15 protein-coding genes and 1 pseudogene are annotated in these 16,242 nt (G+C 73.6%); 9 read left to right on the top strand and 7 right to left on the bottom strand.

The window, feature by feature from the left end; all coding sequences use genetic code 11:
• Window positions 1–27 precede the first annotated feature (27 nt).
• The 4 genes and pseudogenes from infB to rimP form a co-directional block, all read right to left on the bottom strand.
• On the bottom strand, window positions 28–3,003 hold the full coding sequence (infB, locus tag MicB006_RS07410) for a translation initiation factor IF-2 (RefSeq protein ID WP_116504781.1): 2,976 nt from the start codon (window positions 3,001–3,003) through the stop codon (window positions 28–30).
• A 93-nt stretch (window positions 3,004–3,096) separates the two neighbouring features.
• A pseudogene (locus MicB006_RS07405) lies at window positions 3,097–3,433 on the bottom strand (YlxR family protein).
• A 15-nt stretch (window positions 3,434–3,448) separates the two neighbouring features.
• Window positions 3,449–4,492: a transcription termination factor NusA gene (nusA, locus tag MicB006_RS07400; RefSeq protein WP_116504780.1), complete on the bottom strand. Its 1,044-nt coding sequence runs from the start codon at window positions 4,490–4,492 to the stop codon at window positions 3,449–3,451.
• Window positions 4,489–5,145 (bottom strand): ribosome maturation factor RimP, encoded by a 657-nt coding sequence (gene rimP / locus MicB006_RS07395; protein WP_116504778.1) that lies wholly within the window; start codon window positions 5,143–5,145, stop codon window positions 4,489–4,491. The genes nusA and rimP overlap by 4 nt, the downstream gene beginning before the upstream one ends.
• Before the next feature lie 206 nt (window positions 5,146–5,351).
• Here rimP and MicB006_RS07390 point away from each other — a divergent pair, with 206 nt between their 5' ends.
• From MicB006_RS07390 to MicB006_RS07360, 7 genes are all read left to right on the top strand, one after another.
• Complete coding sequence (locus MicB006_RS07390; protein ID WP_370013427.1) at window positions 5,352–5,858, top strand: hypothetical protein; 507 nt, start codon at window positions 5,352–5,354, stop codon at window positions 5,856–5,858.
• Window positions 5,855–6,301, top strand: coding sequence for a ferritin-like domain-containing protein (locus tag MicB006_RS07385; protein ID WP_116504774.1), 447 nt, complete (start codon window positions 5,855–5,857; stop codon window positions 6,299–6,301). Before MicB006_RS07390 ends, MicB006_RS07385 begins: the two co-directional genes overlap by 4 nt.
• Before the next feature lie 69 nt (window positions 6,302–6,370).
• Window positions 6,371–6,952, top strand: a complete 582-nt coding sequence (locus tag MicB006_RS07380) for a PadR family transcriptional regulator (protein ID WP_073830288.1) — start codon at window positions 6,371–6,373, stop codon at window positions 6,950–6,952.
• Between the two features lie 19 nt (window positions 6,953–6,971).
• Window positions 6,972–7,703 carry an ABC transporter ATP-binding protein gene (locus tag MicB006_RS07375; RefSeq protein ID WP_116504772.1) on the top strand — a complete coding sequence of 244 codons (732 nt, stop codon included), beginning with the start codon at window positions 6,972–6,974 and terminating at the stop codon, window positions 7,701–7,703.
• The gene (locus tag MicB006_RS07370; RefSeq protein ID WP_116504770.1) at window positions 7,700–10,372 is read left to right on the top strand and encodes an FtsX-like permease family protein; all 2,673 of its coding nucleotides are present in this window, start codon (window positions 7,700–7,702) and stop codon (window positions 10,370–10,372) included. The genes MicB006_RS07375 and MicB006_RS07370 overlap by 4 nt, the downstream gene beginning before the upstream one ends.
• A gap of 175 nt (window positions 10,373–10,547) precedes the next feature.
• A complete protein-coding gene (locus MicB006_RS07365; protein WP_116504768.1) occupies window positions 10,548–11,015 on the top strand; it encodes a nitroreductase family deazaflavin-dependent oxidoreductase in 468 nt (155 codons plus the stop codon).
• A 105-nt stretch (window positions 11,016–11,120) separates the two neighbouring features.
• A complete protein-coding gene (locus MicB006_RS07360) occupies window positions 11,121–11,849 on the top strand; it encodes a nucleotidyltransferase domain-containing protein (RefSeq protein WP_116504766.1) in 729 nt (242 codons plus the stop codon).
• 19 nt (window positions 11,850–11,868) lie between these two features.
• Here the strand turns inward: MicB006_RS07360 and MicB006_RS07355 are convergent, their stop codons facing one another.
• Both MicB006_RS07355 and map read right to left on the bottom strand, forming a co-directional pair.
• A complete protein-coding gene (locus MicB006_RS07355; RefSeq protein ID WP_116504764.1) occupies window positions 11,869–12,585 on the bottom strand; it encodes a VIT1/CCC1 transporter family protein in 717 nt (238 codons plus the stop codon).
• On the bottom strand, window positions 12,582–13,439 hold the full coding sequence (gene map, locus MicB006_RS07350; protein WP_073830294.1) for a type I methionyl aminopeptidase: 858 nt from the start codon (window positions 13,437–13,439) through the stop codon (window positions 12,582–12,584). Before map ends, MicB006_RS07355 begins: the two co-directional genes overlap by 4 nt.
• 95 nt (window positions 13,440–13,534) lie before the next feature.
• Between map and MicB006_RS07345 the strand changes: the two genes are divergently transcribed.
• Both MicB006_RS07345 and MicB006_RS07340 read left to right on the top strand, forming a co-directional pair.
• A complete protein-coding gene (locus MicB006_RS07345; protein WP_225980673.1) occupies window positions 13,535–13,849 on the top strand; it encodes an STAS domain-containing protein in 315 nt (104 codons plus the stop codon).
• A 374-nt stretch (window positions 13,850–14,223) separates the two neighbouring features.
• Window positions 14,224–14,847: a DUF4352 domain-containing protein gene (locus tag MicB006_RS07340; RefSeq protein ID WP_116504763.1), complete on the top strand. Its 624-nt coding sequence runs from the start codon at window positions 14,224–14,226 to the stop codon at window positions 14,845–14,847.
• Here the strand turns inward: MicB006_RS07340 and MicB006_RS07335 are convergent.
• Window positions 14,837–16,198: an aromatic acid exporter family protein gene (locus MicB006_RS07335; protein ID WP_116504761.1), complete on the bottom strand. Its 1,362-nt coding sequence runs from the start codon at window positions 16,196–16,198 to the stop codon at window positions 14,837–14,839. The genes MicB006_RS07340 and MicB006_RS07335 overlap by 11 nt on opposite strands.
• Between the last annotated feature and the right edge of the window lie 44 nt (window positions 16,199–16,242).

Raw genomic sequence — 16,242 nt, 5'->3', positions numbered from 1 at the left:
GCCGCCGACCGGTCGTACGCGTGGTTCTCAGGCGCGCGGCTTCTCGCGCATCTCGAACGTCTCGATGACGTCGCCGACCTGGACGTTGTTGTAGCCGCCCAGCGTCAGACCACACTCGAAGCCCTCGCGGACCTCGGTCGCGTCGTCCTTGAACCGCTTCAAGGAGCTGATCGTGAGGTTGTCCGCCACGACCGCCCCGTCCCGCAGCAGCCGCGCCTTGGCGTTGCGGCGGATGAGGCCGGACCGGACGATACAGCCGGAGATGTTGCCGATCTTGGACGAGCGGAAGACGTCGCGGATCTCCGCGGTGCCCAGCTCGACCTCCTCGTACTCCGGCTTGAGCAGACCCTTGAGCGCGGCGTCGATCTCCTCGATGGCCTGGTAGATCACGGTGTAGTACCGGATCTCCACGCCCTCGCGGTCGGCCATCTCGCGGACCTTGTTCGAGGCCCGCACGTTGAAGCCGATGATCGTGACCGCCTCGGACGAGGCGCTCGCGAGCATGACGTCGCTCTCGGTGATCGCGCCCACGCCCCGGTGGATGATCCGAAGCTGGACCTCCTCCGGGATGTCCAGGTTGAACAGCGCGTCCTCGAGCGCCTCCACCGAACCGGAGACGTCGCCCTTGAGCACCAGGTTGAGCGAGGTCTTCTCGCCCTCTTTGAGCTGCTCCATGAGCGTCTCGAGAGTGGCCCGGCCACGGGAGTTGGCGAACGAAGCCGCCCGCCTCCGCGCCTGGCGCTGCTCGGCGATCTGCCGCACGGTGCGGTCGTCCTCGGCGGCCAGGAAGGTGTCACCCGCACCCGGCACCGTGGTCAGACCCAACACCATGACCGGACGCGCCGGACCGGCCGAGTCGACCGGCTTGCCGTTCTCGTCCAGCATGGCCCGCACGCGGCCGTGCGCCCCACCGGCGACGATCGAGTCACCGGCACGCAGGGTGCCCTTCTGCACCAGCACGGTCGCCACCGCGCCACGGCCCTTGTCCAGGTGCGCCTCGATCGCGACACCCTGCGCCGGCCCGTCGATCGGAGCGGTCAGCTCCAGCGACGCGTCGGCGGTCAGCAGCACGGCCTCGAGCAGTTCCTCGATGCCGATGCCGGGCTTGGCCGCCACGTTGACGAACATGGTGTCGCCGCCGTACTCCTCGGCGACCAGGCCGTACTCGGTCAGCTGCTGGCGGACCTTGTCCGGGTTCGCCTCGGGCTTGTCGACCTTGTTGACCGCGACCACGATCGGCACGTCCGCCGCCTTGGCGTGGTTGAGCGCCTCGATGGTCTGCGGCATCACGCCGTCGTCCGCCGCGACCACCAGGATCACGATGTCCGTGACCTGGGCACCACGGGCACGCATGGCGGTGAACGCCTCGTGACCCGGGGTGTCGATGAACGTCACCGCGCGGTCCTCGCCCTCGTGCGGGACGTGGACCTGGTAGGCGCCGATGTGCTGGGTGATGCCACCCGCCTCGCCGGCCACCACGTTCGCCTTGCGGATCGCGTCGAGCAGCTTGGTCTTACCGTGGTCGACGTGACCCATGACGGTCACCACCGGCGCACGGCTGACCAGGCGGTCCTCCGCGACCTCGGCGTCGAGGTCGATGTTGAACTGCGCGAGCAGCTCGCGGTCCTCGTCCTCCGGGCTGACGATCTGCACGTCGAAGCCGAGGTGCTCACCCAGCAGCTGCAGGGTCTCGTCGGAGCACGACTGGGTAGCCGTCACCATCTCGCCCAGGTTGAACATCTCCTGGACCAGCGAACCCGGGTTGGCGTTGATCTTGTCGGCGAAGTCCGACAGCGAGGCGCCACGGGACAACCGGACGACCTGACCCTGACCGCGGGGCGCGCCCGAGGACATGGTCGGGGCCGACAGGTTGTCGAACTCCTGTCTGCGCTGCTTCTTGGACTTGCGACCGCGGGTCGGCCGACCGCCCGGACGCCCGAAGGCACCCGCCGCGCCACCGCCACGGCCACGACCGCCGCCGCCGGGACGGCCACCGCCGACCGGACCACCCGGACGGAAACCACCGCCGGGAGCGCCGCCACCGCCGCCACCACCGGGACCGCCACGGTAGCCACCGCCACCGCCGCCACCACCGGGACCGCCGCGGAAGCCACCGCCACCGCCGCCGCCACCACCGGGACGACCGGCGCCACCGCCGGGTCCACCACGACCGCCACCGGGGCCGCCGGGGCGGCCGGTGGTCGGGCGCTGGCTCGGCATGGAGGCCGGGCTCGGCCGCGGCGGCATCGACGCCGGGCTGGGCCGCGGCGGCATGCCGGCCGGGCTGGGACGGGGACCGCCCCCACCGGCGGCCGGAGGCCGCTGCTGGCCACCCTGGATGCCGAACGGGTTGTTACCGGCGCCACGCGCCGGCGGACGACCGCCGGGCCGGGCACCGGGACCCTGGCCCTGGCCCGGACCGCCGGGACGACCGGCGGCCGGAGAACCCGGACGCGGCGGCATGGCGTTCGGGCCGGGACGCGGGCCGGGACGGGGACCGCCCTCGGCCGGAGGCTCCCGGCGTACGGTCTCGCGCTGCTGCTGGCGGGCGGCCTGGGCGGCCTTGACCGCGGCCTCCTGCTCAGCCTTGAGCGCGGCGGCACGCGCTTCGGCGGCCGCCACTTCGATGTCGTGCGCGCTCGCCGGCTTGGCGACCGGGGTCGCCGGCTGCGGCGGGCCGGGGACCGGGCCCTTGGGCTTCGGTCCAGGGGTCGGCGCAGTCGGACGCCGGGGCGGCGTCGGCCTGGCCGAGACCCGGGGGGCACCCGGGGTCGGGGTGGGCGTCGGGGTCGGCGCCGGGCCGCTGGGCGCGGCAGCCGGCGGGCCGGCAGGCGCCGACGAACCGGCTACGAAGGCGCTACGCAGACGTCGGGCGACAGGCGCCTCGACGGTGCTGGATGCGGACTTCACGAACTCGCCCATCTCCTTGAGCTTGGCGAGAACGGTCTTGCTTTCGACCCCGAGCTCTTTGGCAAGCTCGTGTACGCGGGCCTTTCCTGCCACTGCACTCCTCACTCCGAGGTCGTGCGGGCAGCACCCGCAGCGACCTCACTCGTGCACTTGAAGCCTGGTCATTTCAGGGACTTCATCGTGTGCTCATGTCGGTCGTCCTACCTTGCTAGCGACCCGCGGCCGGTCGGGTTTGACCGGTCGTCGGGGGTTGCGCGTCGACGTGCTCCGCAAGCGCACCGTGGTCAGGAACCCCGGTGAGGCGCAGTGCCCGCCCGAAGGCGCGACGCCGCACCGCCTGCGCGAAGCAGGCCGGATCAGGATGCATGTTCGCTCCCCGACCCGGCAGTGTGCGGGCCGGATCGGGCCTGAGGCTGGTGCGACCAGTCTCGTCGCCGATCGCGACGATCCGCAACAACTCGCTGGCCGACGCCCGTTTCCGGCAGCCCACACAGGTGCGCTCCGGCAGCGCGCGTCGTGCCACTGAGAAAGTCTACCCCTAGCTGCTCGAGATCGCTCCGCCCGGCTCCGGGACGTGATCAGCTCCGCCCCGTCCCTGCGGCGCGGCGGTCTCCGCGTCGGACCGGATGTCGATGCGCCAACCGGTCAGCCGGGCAGCCAGGCGGGCGTTCTGCCCCTCCCGGCCGATCGCGAGCGAGAGCTGGAAGTCCGGGACCGTCACCCGGGCGGTACGGGTGGCCAGGTCGACCACCTCGACCCGCAGCGCCTTGGCCGGCGACAACGCGTTGCCGACGAACGTCGCCGGGTCGTCCGACCAGTCGATGATATCGATCTTCTCGCCGTGCAGCTCGCTCATCACCGCGCGGACCCGCTGCCCCATCGGGCCGATGCAGGCGCCCTTGGCGTTGACGCCGGGCGTGGTCGAGCGGACCGCGATCTTCGTACGGTGACCTGCCTCACGGGCGATCGCGCCGATCTCCACGGTGCCGTCGGCGATCTCCGGCACCTCGAGCGCGAACAGCTTCTTCACCAGCCCGGGGTGCGAGCGGGACAGCGTGATCTGCGGGCCGCGCATGCCCTTGGCGACGTGCACCACCACGCAGCGGATCCGCTCGCCGTGCTCGTACCGCTCGCCGGGGACCTGCTCGGACTGCGGCAGGACGCCCTCCAGCTTGCCCAGGTCGACGCTGACGATGCCCTTCTCCCGGCGGGTCTCGTGCGCCTGCACCACGCCGGTGACCAGGTCGCCGTCGCGGCCCACGTACTCACCGAAGTGCACCTCGTCGGTGGCCTCCCGCAGCCGCTGGAGGATCACCTGCTTGGCGGTCATGGCGGCGATCCGCCCGAAGTCGTGCGGGGTGTCGTCCCACTCCCGGGTGACGGTGCCGTCGGCGTCGAGCTCCTGCGCGAAGACCGAGGCGGCCCCGCTCTTACGGTCGATCTCCACCCGGGCGTGCGACTCGGCGCCTTCGGTGTGCCGGTAGGCGGTCAGCAGCGCGGTCTCGATCGCCGCGAGGATCGTGTCGAACGGGATCTCCCGCTCGCGCTCCAGGGCGCGCAGCGCCGCGAGGTCGATGTTCACCTCTCCTCGTCCTCCAGATCTTCGTCGTCGTCGGTGTCGGTGTCGTCGCCGAGGTCCTCGTCGGCCAGGTCGTCCAGGCGGTTGAACTCCACCTGGACCCGGCCGGGCCCGAGTTCGGCGTACGGGTGTGCGGCGGCGCCGGCGTCGGTCTCCAGCTCCACGCGCTCGTCGTCGGCGGCCGTGATCCGGCCGGTGAGCTGGCGGTCCCCGGCGTCGCCGCGGACGGTGACCTTGACCAACCGTCCGACGTTGCGCCGCCAGTGCCGGGGCAGGGTGAGCGGGCGGTCCACGCCGGGCGAGCTGACCTCCAGCTGGTACTCGCCGGCCACGATGTCGCCGCCGGACTCCTCCGCCGCGTCCAGGGCCGCCGACACCGCGCGGGAGACGTCCGCCACGGCGTCCAGGTTGACCCCGCCGTCGGCGTCCACGATCACCCGGACCACGTGTCGTCGCCCGGCACGGGAGACGGAGAGGTCCTCCAGGTCGTAGCCGGCCGCGGTGACGACCGGTTCGATCACCTCGCGCAGCCGGTTGCGGCGCGCGTTCAGATCGCCGCGGGGCGCGGCGCTGCGGTCCGCGCCGCGGGGGCCGTCGGACCGGCGGGGCCGCCCGGCGGGCCCCGTCGACCGGGTGGCACGGCCACGCTGCGTCATTCCGCGCACCTCTCCTGCTGTTGCCACGACCCACGGGCCGTGTTGTCCCGGGCCGGTGCGAGCGGTCGGCCCGCCATACCGGCACGCCACCGGGGCGTCCGCGCCCGGTGGTTGCGCAGAGCGTAACGCTTACGGCCGCCGACCGACCCGGCGGCGCACCGAGACCCTGCCCCATGAGGCGGCACGGATGGTGTTGACTCTGTCAGGTGGGGACCGGCAGAACACCATCCGACCAGGTCAGAGCGGGGCATTCCCGGCGCTGGCTGCTGCGCGCCGGAGGGCTCGTGGCGCTCGGCGGCGCGGCCGCGCCGCTGACCGGTTGTGATCTTTTCGACCGCGACGACGAGCCACCGGCGCCGGACGCGCTGGAGCCGCTGGCCGCCGAGGCGCTGGCGCTGGAGGCCCGCTACCGGGCCGCCGCCGCCGCCGACCCGGCCCTCGCCGGGCGGCTCACCCCGATCGCCGACGCGCACAAGGCGCACGCCGAGGAGCTACGCCGGGTCATCGGCCGGCCGGCTCCCTCCGGCGCCCCGGCGACCGGCGCCCCGGCGACCGGCGGCGCCCCCGACGCGGTGCTCACCGAACTGCGTCAGGCCGAGCAGGAGGGCCGGACCAACGCGGCGAAGGCCTGCGCCGAGGCGCCGGCCGAGCGGGCCGCGCTGCTCGGCTCGATCGCCGCCGCCCGTGCGACCCACGTGGAGGCGCTCAAATGAACCCGACCAGCAGTCCCAGTCCGGGCCAGGCCCTCGCCGACGCGCTCGCCGCCGAGTACGCGGCGATCTGGGCGTACGGGGTGATCGGCGTGCACCTCACCGGCGCGGCGCGGACGGCGGCCCGGGCCGCCGAGGCGGCTCACCGGTCCCGCCGGGACGCGCTGCTGCTGCAACTCGCCGAGGGCTCCGGGCAGGTCCCCGCGGACCGGGCCGGCTACGCGCTGCCCTATCCGGTCACCGACCGGGAGGGGGCGCTGCGGCTGGCGGTGGAGATCGAGGAGCGGACCGCCGGGCACTGGCGGGCCGCGCTCGCGCACACCGGCGGCGCGGAGCGGAACACGGCGCTCGCCGCGCTCACCGACTGCGCGCTGCGGGCCACCCGCTGGCGGCGGACGGCGGGCGTGACCCCGCTCACCGTTCCCTTCCCGGGACGCCCGGCCTGAGCGCGGCGCCGGTCACCCGGCGGAACCCTCCGGTTGCGCAGCGCATACCAGGTATGCATACTCCAGGCCATGTCCATCCGTCACGGCCTGCTCGCCCTGCTCGAACGCGGCCAGATGTACGGCTATCAGCTCCGTGCCGCGTTCGAGGAGTCCACCGGGTCGACCTGGCCGCTGAACATCGGGCAGGTCTACACCACGCTGGCCCGGCTGGAACGCGACGGCCTGGTGCGCCCGCTGCCGGAGAACGAGAGCGGGCAGCGGCCGTACGAGATCACCGACGCCGGACGGGCGGACCTGGCGATGTGGTTCGCCACCCCGATCAGCCGCGCCGACCGGCCCCGCGACGAGCTGTCGATCAAGCTGGCGCTGGCGCTGACCACGCCGGGCGTCGACGTGCAGGCGGTGGTGCAGACCCAGCGCACCGCCACCATGCGCGCGCTGCAGGAATTCACCCGGTTGAAGTACACGAGCGACAAGCCGGAGGATCTACCCTGGCGGCTGGTGCTGGACGCGATGATTTTCCAGACCGAGGCCGAGGTGCGGTGGCTCGACCACTGCGAGACCAGCCTGGTCCGGCACCGCCCGGCGCCGCTCCGGGCGGTCGACCACCCCGAGGCGGTGGACCGGGCCGGCGACGAAGCCCGCCGGTGACCCGGCACGGGAGGCGCTGATGAACCCGACCGACGGGGTGCTGGAACTGCAGGACGTACGCCGGATCCACGGCGCCGGCGAGGCGGCGGTGCACGCGCTGCGGGGCGTGAGCCTGACCGTCCGGGCCGGTGAGCTGGTGGCGGTGATGGGCCCCTCCGGGTCCGGCAAGTCCACGTTGCTGGCACTGGCCGGCGGCCTGGACCGGCCCACCAGCGGCGAGGTGGTGGTCGAGGGCGAGGCGCTCGGCGGGCTGTCCGCACGCGAGCTGGCCCGGCTGCGCCGCCGCCGGATCGGGTACGTCTTCCAGGACCTGAACCTGCTCGGCAGCCTGACCGCCGTGGAGAACGTGGCGCTGCCGCTGGAGCTGGACGGCACCGGCGTACGGGCGGCCCGCCAGCTCGCCCTGACGGCGCTGCGCGAGGTGGACGTGGCCGAGCTGGCCGACCGCTTTCCGGACCAGATGTCCGGCGGTCAGCAGCAGCGGGTGGCGATCGCCCGGGCGCTCGTGGGCGAACGCCGGCTGGTCCTCGCCGACGAGCCGACCGGCGCGCTCGACTCCCAGTCGGGCGAGGCGGTGCTGCACCTGCTGCGCCGCCGGGTGGACGCCGGCGCGGCCGGGGTGCTGGTCACCCACGAGGCCCGGCACGCCGGCTGGGCGGACCGTGTGGTCTTCCTCCGCGACGGGGTGATGGTCGACTCGACCGCCCCGCTGATCGGCGTGGAGCACCTGCTCAGCGGCAGCGGCCGGTGATCGGCGGCCGCCTCGCCGCCGCACGCGGATCGTGGCGGACGGCGCTGCGGATCGCCCAGCGGGAGGCCCGGCGCTCGCGGCGGCGCACGCTGCTGGTGCTGGTGATGATCGCGCTGCCGGTGTTCGGGCTGAGCTTCGCCGCGGTCAGCTACGACATGGGGGACCTCACCCGGGCCGAGCGCATCGACCGTCGCCTCGGCGGCGCCGACGTGGCGTTGCAGTGGGAGAGCCTGACGCCGGTGAAACAGGACGCCTGGGGCGAGACGGCCTGGCCGGTCCAGGGCGAATGGGTCGGCCGGAGCCGTCCCCCCACCGCCGAGGAGGTACGCGCGCTGCTGCCCGAGGGCAGCCGGTTGACCCGGGCCCGGTGGTGGCTGACGTTCTCGACACGGATCGACAGGCGCGTCGAGTCGTTCGACGCGCGCGCTGTCGACCTGACCGACCCGCTCGCCCGGCCGCTGGCCCGGGTGCGTGACGGCCGCCCGCCGGTACGCCCCGACGAGATCGCGGTCAGCCCGGCGGCGCTGAGCCGGCTGGACACCCGCGTCGGCGACCCGGTCCGCACCACCGACGGCGCCACGTACCGGGTGGTCGGGGTGGTCGAGTACCCGGACAACCTCCGCGAGGTGGTCACGCTGGCCGGGGTGGTCCCGGAGGTGCCGTACGGCAGCGACACCTGGCTGGTGGACCTGCCCGGTCCGCTGGACCGCGCGCTCGTCGACCGGCTGAACGGGCAGGGCGTCCAGGTCGTCTCCCGCGATCCGCTGCCCGGCCGTGAGGAGCTTCCCCACGGCATGTCGGTGCCCGACGCGGAGGAGGCCGGCACGGTGGGCCTGATCGGCGGGCTGGGCCTGCTGGAGGTGGTGCTGCTGGTCGGGCCGGCCTTCGCGGTGAGCGTCCGCCGCCGGCGGCGGGACCTCGCGCTGGTCGCGGTGGCCGGCGGCGACGCCGCCCACCTGCGCCGGATCGTGCTCGCCGACGGGGTGGTGCTCGGCGCCGGCGGCGCCGCCCTCGGCCTGGTGCTCGGCATCGGCGCCGCGTTCGCCGGCCGTCCGCTGGTCGAGCAGTACCTGCTCGGGGAGCGGCTCGGGGCGTACCGGATCTTCCCGGCCGCGCTCGTGGCGATCGCCGCGACGGCGGTGCTGGCCGGGGTCCTGGCGGCGGTCGCGCCGGCCTGGACGGCGGCCCGGCAGGACGTGGTGACCGGCCTGGCCGGCCGGCGGGACGCGACCCGGCCGCGCCGCCGCTGGCTGCTGCTCGGGGCGTCGCTCACCGTCGTCGGGACCGCCGTCGCCGCGTTCGCCGCGGGCCGCACCTCGCAGACCGGTGTGCTGGCCGGCGTCGCCCTGGGCGAACTGGGGCTGGTGTTCTGCACTCCGGCGCTCGTCGGCGCGCTGGGCCGGGCCGGACGGCTGCTGCCGCTGACGCCACGGCTCGCGCTGCGCGACGCCAGCCGCAACCGCTCGTCGGCCGCCCCGGCCATCTCGGCGGTGATGGCCGCGGTCGCCGGCAGCGTCGCCCTCGGCGTCTACGTGGCGAGCGACGACACCCGCGCGCGGGAGCTCTGGCAACCCGGCCTGCCGCCGGGGAACGTGCTGCTCGTCCCCTCCGGCGACACCCCGGCGGACCCGCCGTCGGCCGACGCGGTCGCGGCCCGGGCCCGCACGGTCCTGCCCGACGCCACGGTGGCGCCCGTCGCCGTCCCTGGCTGCGCCGGCCCCTCCGACAAGGAGGACTGCGCTCCGTCCGCGATCATTCCGCCCGAGCATCGCTGCCCCTACGAGGAGTCGGACCCGGACCGCGCCTCGGCCCGCGACGATCCCCGCTGCGCGTCCTACCAGGAGCCGGTCGACGTGTACCTGCCGACGCTCGTGGACGACGGCGCGGCGCTGCCCGCGCTCACCGGTGCGCCCGCCGACGAGCTGGCCGCCGCGCGCCGGACGCTCGCCGCCGGAGGTGTGGTGGTCACCGATTTCCGCCGGGTGGTGGACGGGCAGGCCCGGGTGGAAGTCAACTACGGCTCCGGCAGCGCGCCGACCGGGCGCTTCCTGCCCGCGTACGTGCTGCGCGGCGGTCTCCCGGTGGACCGGCTGGTGCTCTCCCCCGCCGCCGCGAAGGCGCTCGGCCTGACCGCCGTGCCGCTCGGCTACCTGCTGGACACCGCCGCCTCGCCGACCGACCGGCAGATCGAGCTGCTGACCGACGAGCTGTACGACATCATCCCCATGTCGGCGCAGGTGGCGACCGCAGACCCGCCGTCGGACCAGCGCCCGATGCTGCTCCTGCTGGCCGTCGCCTCGGGGGTGATCACGCTCGGCGCCGCCGCGGTCGCCACCGCCCTCGCCGCCGCGGAGGGCCGCCGGGACCTGTCCACGCTCGCGGCGGTCGGCGCCGATCCCCGGGTACGCCGCCTGCTGTCGCTCTGTCAGGCCGGGGTCATCGCGGTCCTCGGCTCGGCGCTGGGCATCCTCGCCGGGCTCGGCTCCGCCGCGGTCGTCCTGGCGGCGCTCAACCAGCGGTACGCGGACTCCTGGCCGGCGCAGCCGCCGTACCCGGTGACGGTGCCCGGCGTGACGCTCGCCGTGCTGGTGGTGGTGCCGCTGGTGGCGATGGGCGGCGCGGCCCTGTTCACCCGGTCCCGCCTGCCGATCGAACGCCGCCTCGACTGAGGTGCCCTCCCGGCCATGATCCACACCTTTCCCGGCCATGATCGACACCACTTCGCCGGAGTGGCGGTATCGCGGCGGGGTGGATGCCACCACTTCGGGGAGATGGAGTCGACCTTGGGGCGGACTGACCGTCCGAGGGGGTGACGGGGCGCGGTGTGGGCGGCACACTTGTCGGATGTCCGCCCTGGGAACCCTCACCCGCCGTCTCGGTCACCAGCGTTGGTTCGGCGCCACCATGCGCCTGCTCGTCCCGGCCGACCGGCTGGTCGGCCGGATGACGAAGGGGCGCGTGGTCGCCTTCGGGCTCGTGCCCACACTGGTGCTCACCTCCACCGGCCGCCGCTCCGGCAAGCCCCGCAGCAACCCCCTGGTGTACGTGCCCGACGGCGACGCCTACGTGGTGATCGGCTCGAACTGGGGGCAGCAGCACCAGCCGTCCTGGACGTTCAACCTGCTGGCCAACCCGGACGCCGAGGTGGACGTCAAGGGACGCCGGATCCCGGTCACCGCCGAGCAGGTCACCGGCGAGGACCGGGAACGGCTGTTCCAGCGGCTGGTGCAGGAGTGGCCCGCGTACCGCACGTACGTCGAGCGCGCCGGTGGCCGCGAGATCCGCGTGTTCCGGCTGGTCCCGAACGCCTGAGCGCCCTCGCCGCAGCCGCGCACAATCCGACATCCGCGCCGCCGAGGCCGCCGCCCGCGATCTGGCTAGGGTTGCCGCAGGCGAGCGCTCGGACGGAGGTGGACCGTGGCTGTCGACGTGAATGCCGAGCGGCGTCTGGACGACCCGCGGTGGCAGGTGGCCGAGCGCGTCGGTGACGCCGTCCTGCGGCGGTTCCCGGCCGACGTGCTGGCGGTCGCCGTACACGGTCCGCTCGCGCACGGCGACGACGACGGCGGCGGTGACCGCGAGGTCGGGTTGCTCGTCGTCACGTACCGGCACGGCGCCGGGCCGCCACCGGCCACCCGGCGGGTGGACGGGGTGCTCGTCGACCTCACAGTGGCCGGGGCGGACGACTACCTGCGCCGGGCGACGACGATCACGTCCCGCTGGCCACTTGTCGCAGACCGGTACGTCACCACCCGCGCCCTGCACGATCCGACCGGCTGGCTGCCGAAGCTGCGCGACGAGCACCTGGCGCGGCTTGCCCGTGCCCGGCCCGCCGAGTTCACCGGCGCGGCCCGGCAGTCGTGGTACCGGGGCAGCGCGGCGCACGCCCGGGCGTTGCGGCTGGCCGAGTGGTACGAGACGGACCAGGCGCTGCTCATGCTCGGCGAGGCGCGGCTGGCCGCCGCGACGGTGCAGGGGCTGTTCAGCCGCACCTACTTCCGCGACCCGGGGGACGCGGTGCGGCGTACCGGGCTGGCCGGGGCGGACATGACCGAGGTCGGCGCGGCGCTGACCCGCCAGGCCGAGGAACTCGCCGCCCGGGGGCGGCCGGTCGACGGCACGATCGACGACCTGCTGTCCGGCTGACGGCCGGGCTGGTTCAGCCTCAGCCGATGCCGCCGCCGACGCCGATCAGCGCGCCGATCAGGTAGGTCGCCCCGGCCGCCAGCGCGCCGAGCAGCAACTGCCGCAGACCGCTGGTCCACCAGGGCCGGTAGGTGAACCGGGCCACGATCGCGCCGGCCACGAAGAGCCCCACGCCGCCCACGGCGAGCGCCAGCCAGAGACTGGTGAAGCCGAGCAGGTACGGCAGCAGCGGCACCAGCGCCCCGATGGAGAAGCAGACGAACGACGAGATCGCGGCGGCCCACGGGCTGGGCTGGTCGTCGGGGTCGACGCCGAGCTCCTCCCGCACGTGCACCCGCAGCGCCTCCTCGGGGTTGGCGCGTACCGCCTCGGCGACCTGCGTCGCCAGCTCCCGGGGCAGTCCACGGGCGACCCAGGCGTCGGCCAGCTCCCGGGCCTCGGCCTCCGGGTGGCGTTCCAGCTCGCGCCGCTCCTTGGCCACCTCGGCCGCGACCTGCTCGTTCGCGGACCGGACGCTCGTGTACTCGCCGAGGCCCATCGAGATGGCGCCGGCCACCAGGCCGGCCGTGCCGGTGAGCACCACGCTGCGCGGGGACACCCCGCCACCGCCCACACCGGCGATCAGCGCGATGTTGGTGACCAGGCCGTCCATCGCGCCGAAGACGGCCGGACGCAGCCAGCCGCCGGAGACGTCCGCGTGATGCGCCTCGCGCAGCGCCGCCGGGGTGTCGGTCACGGCAGCGTCAGGATCTCGTAGCCGTCGTCGGTCACGACGATGGTGTGCTCGAACTGGGCCGTCCACCTGCGGTCCTTGGTGACCACGGTCCAGCCGTCGTCCCACATGTCGTACTGGTAGGTGCCGAGCGTGATCATCGGCTCGACGGTGAACGTCATGCCGGGCTCCATCACGTCGGTGGGACGCGGGCTGTCGTAGTGCGGCACGTAGAGGCCACTGTGGAACGCCTCGCCGATGCCGTGCCCGGTGAAGTCGCGGACCACGCCGTAGCCGAAGCGCTTCGCGTACGACTCGATCACCCGGCCGATGACGTTGATCTGCCGGCCCGGCGCGATGGCCTTGATGCCCCGCATCATCGCCGTGTGGGTCCGCTCGACCAGCAGGCGGGCCTCCTCGCTCACCTCGCCCACGCAGAACGTCGCGTCGGTGTCGCCGTGCACGCCGTTCAGGAAGGCGGTGACGTCGACGTTGATGATGTCGCCGTCCTGGAGCACGGTGGTGTCGGGGATGCCGTGGCAGATCACCTCGTTGAGGCTGGTGCAGCACGACTTCGGGAAGCCCCGGTAGCCGAGCGTCGACGGGTACGCGCCGTGGTCGCAGAGGAACTCGTGCACCACCCTGTCGATCTCGTCGGTGGTCACCCCGGGCTTGCAGTGCTCACCGGCGAGCTGGGTGGCCTGGGCGGCGAGACGCCCCGCCACCCGCATCTTCTCGATCGTCTCCGGCGTCTGCACGTGCGAGCCGCGCCACTCCTGCGGACGCTTCTTACCCACGTACTCCGGGCGCGGGATGTGGGCGGGAACCGCTCGCCACGGGGAGAGCGTGCCGGGGGTCAGCGGCGCACGGACGGTCATGACGCAAGCCTATCGCCGGGGGCGGTGTGCCCCCCCGCCACAGCCCTGCCCGGCAGGTTGTTGCCGTGCCACAAACGCTGTGCCATTGTTGCTCCGTGGATCAAGGGGGCGCGGCGCCCGTCTTCTCCGTCACGACGCAGGTCGACGGCGATCAACTGCGCGTCCAGGTGACCGGCGAGGTCGACATGGCGACCGCCGACACGATGTTCCAGACCGCGCTCCGCGAGCCCGCCAAGCAGCTCACACTCGACCTGCGGGCGGTAACCTTCTTCGACTCGGCCGCCATCCACGCGGTGGTCCGGCTCGCCCAGCGGTTCCCGAACGCGCTCACCGTGCTGCCGTCCCCGCAGGTCCGGCGCGTGCTGGACATCTCCGGCCTGGGCGACCAGGACTGGCTCGCCCAGCCCTGACGGCGCGGAACCTGTCCGGATTCCGGAGGCGTGCTCGCCCGTTCCGGCCATTCCCGTACGACTGCGGTGGAATTCTCGCGGCCGTCGAGGTCACGGTGCGCGAACTGTTCGGGTGAACGCGGTCGGGCACCGGACAGTGAACGATCTATGCGGGCCAAGGGCTATGTGGCAGCGTCGGTGATCGCCTCCGCGGGGCGCGGGGGCAGATTTCCTGGGAGCGCATCACCATGACCGCACCGCATAACCCTGGCTCGTACCCGCCGCCGCCCGGTCCCCCGGGCTCCTATCCCCCGCCACCGCCCGGTCCCCCTGGTGCGTATCCGCCACCGCCCGGTCAGCCCGGCTTCGGACCGCCGCCGAAGAAGAAGTGGCTCATGCCGGTGCTCATCGGTGTCGCCGTCGTGGTGGTGTTCTGCTGCGGTGGACCGGCCCTGCTCGCCCTGACCGGCGACGACAAGAGCCCCGGCACGGCCGGCAGCAGCGCTCCCGTCGCCCCCGCCGCTGACGGCGCCGGGCTGGCCCCGACGTCCGCTCCCACCTCGGCTGCCGCACCGCCGCCGGTCAAGAGCGAGAAGCCCGCCGACGCGCCGAAGATCTACCGGATCGGCGACACGGTACGCGGTGGTGACTTCGAATTCACCGCACACAGCATGAAGTGCGGCATCGCCAAGGTTGGCAGTGACTTCCTCAACAAGAAGGCGCAGGGCAGCTTCTGCCGGGTCGTCCTGACCGCCAAGAACGTCACCAAGAAGGCGAAGCTGTTCCACGCCGACGGCACCGTCAGCGCACGCGACGGAAGTGGCCGGGAGTACGAGGCCGACGGTGAGGCGGCGATCTACGGCAACGAGGACGGCGAGGGCTTCCTCGACGAGATCAACCCGGGGAACGCCGTGAAGGCGAACGTCTACTTCGACGTACCAAAGGGAACGAAGCTGGTGAAGCTGGTGTTCGACGCCGGGCTCTTCACCCTCGCCGAGGACGCGGAGGTCACGCTCTGACCGCCCCGCCGGCCTGACCTGGACGACGCCTCCTGTGCCGGAGCATGTCCAAGGCCCAGTTCCCGGTTGAGAGCTGGGCCTTGGACCGACTCGGTTGTCCTCCGGCTAGGAGGCCTCTCCCATCGCGGGCGGCAGGCCCGACCGGTTCCGGCTGCCCGCGATCCGACGCGGGGTGCCACTCTCCCGTCTCCCCCGCGGTGTCCGGGGCGAGCTCACGACGCAGCGACTCGGCGTCGCGCTTACGCACCCCGCTCGCTCGGATCGTGTTCACCGCGATGATGGTGAGTTCGTTCGCCACGTTGATGCCGCTGACGCGCAGGCCGCTGCGCAACGCCTCCTGAGCCAGGCGGAGGGCCGACATCGCGGCCCGCTGGGAGCGGGAGGGGCGGCTGGCGGACGGAGACCAGCCCGTGGCGACGGTGCGCGCGGCCTCGGCCAGGCACCGCGCGGCCTCGGCGAGCGACGGCGGAACGGGCTCGTCGTCACGGATCGCGCGTTCGAGGTTGAGCGCGACGTCGCGGCTGTGCAGCAGGGACCGGATCATGAGGATGGCGCCGTGCCGCCATCCCTGCAGCGCGCTCTGGTTGTGCCACCGTAACGGCGAGATGCGGACGACCTCGTCGGCGGCCGACATCGCGGTCTCCACCTCCGAGGTGTTGAGCCGGCGCAGCCTGTCGAGAACCTGACGGGCCAGCTCGGCGTCCCGGGCCAGGGCCGCGTCGGCGAGGCGGTCCAGCTCGACGGACATCTGGTTGAGCAGGGGCCGGCCGGCCCGCCGGATCCGGTAGATCGGGTGCAGGGGCAGCACCACGACCGCGACCAGGATGCCGACCACCCCGCCGACGACGCCGTCGAGGAAGCGGGGCAGCGCGATGTCGGTCCGGGCCGGGAAGAGCACGGCGATCACCAACGCGCTGCCGCCGACCTGGGTGACGAACGCGCCCTCGTCGCTGAGCAGGACGGCGACGAGGATCGCGGCGGCGACGATGACGCCGATCTGGACGTATCCCTGCCCGACCCAGGAGACCAGCAGGTCGCCCAGCGCGATGCCCACCGCCACGCCGGCGATCAGCAGCAGCGTACGGCGGAAGCGCTGGCTCACCGAGCTGGCGATGGTGCCGACCGCGACGGCGGGCGCGAACAGCGGTTGGGGGTTGTGGATCAGATCCTTCGCGACCCACCACGCGACTGCGGCGGCCACCCCGCACTGCACCGCCACGAGCAGGCTCAACCGCACCCGCTGCAGCCGATCCCGCGCGGTGGCCCGGCCGGTACGGCGAATCGCCGTCCACGCCGCACCTACCGGGTCGTTCCCGCTGCCGCGGGAAGGACGGAACGGCTCACGCCCCATGAGGCGATACTAGTAATTTTGCCCTATTTGATCGGCTCAACCCG

Source organism: Micromonospora sp. B006 (assembly GCF_003408515.1).
Classification (GTDB): Bacteria; Actinomycetota; Actinomycetes; order Mycobacteriales; family Micromonosporaceae; genus Micromonospora; species Micromonospora echinospora_A.
The sequence above is the reverse complement of the archived record's forward strand: the minus strand, read 5'-3'. Positions and strand labels throughout refer to the sequence as shown.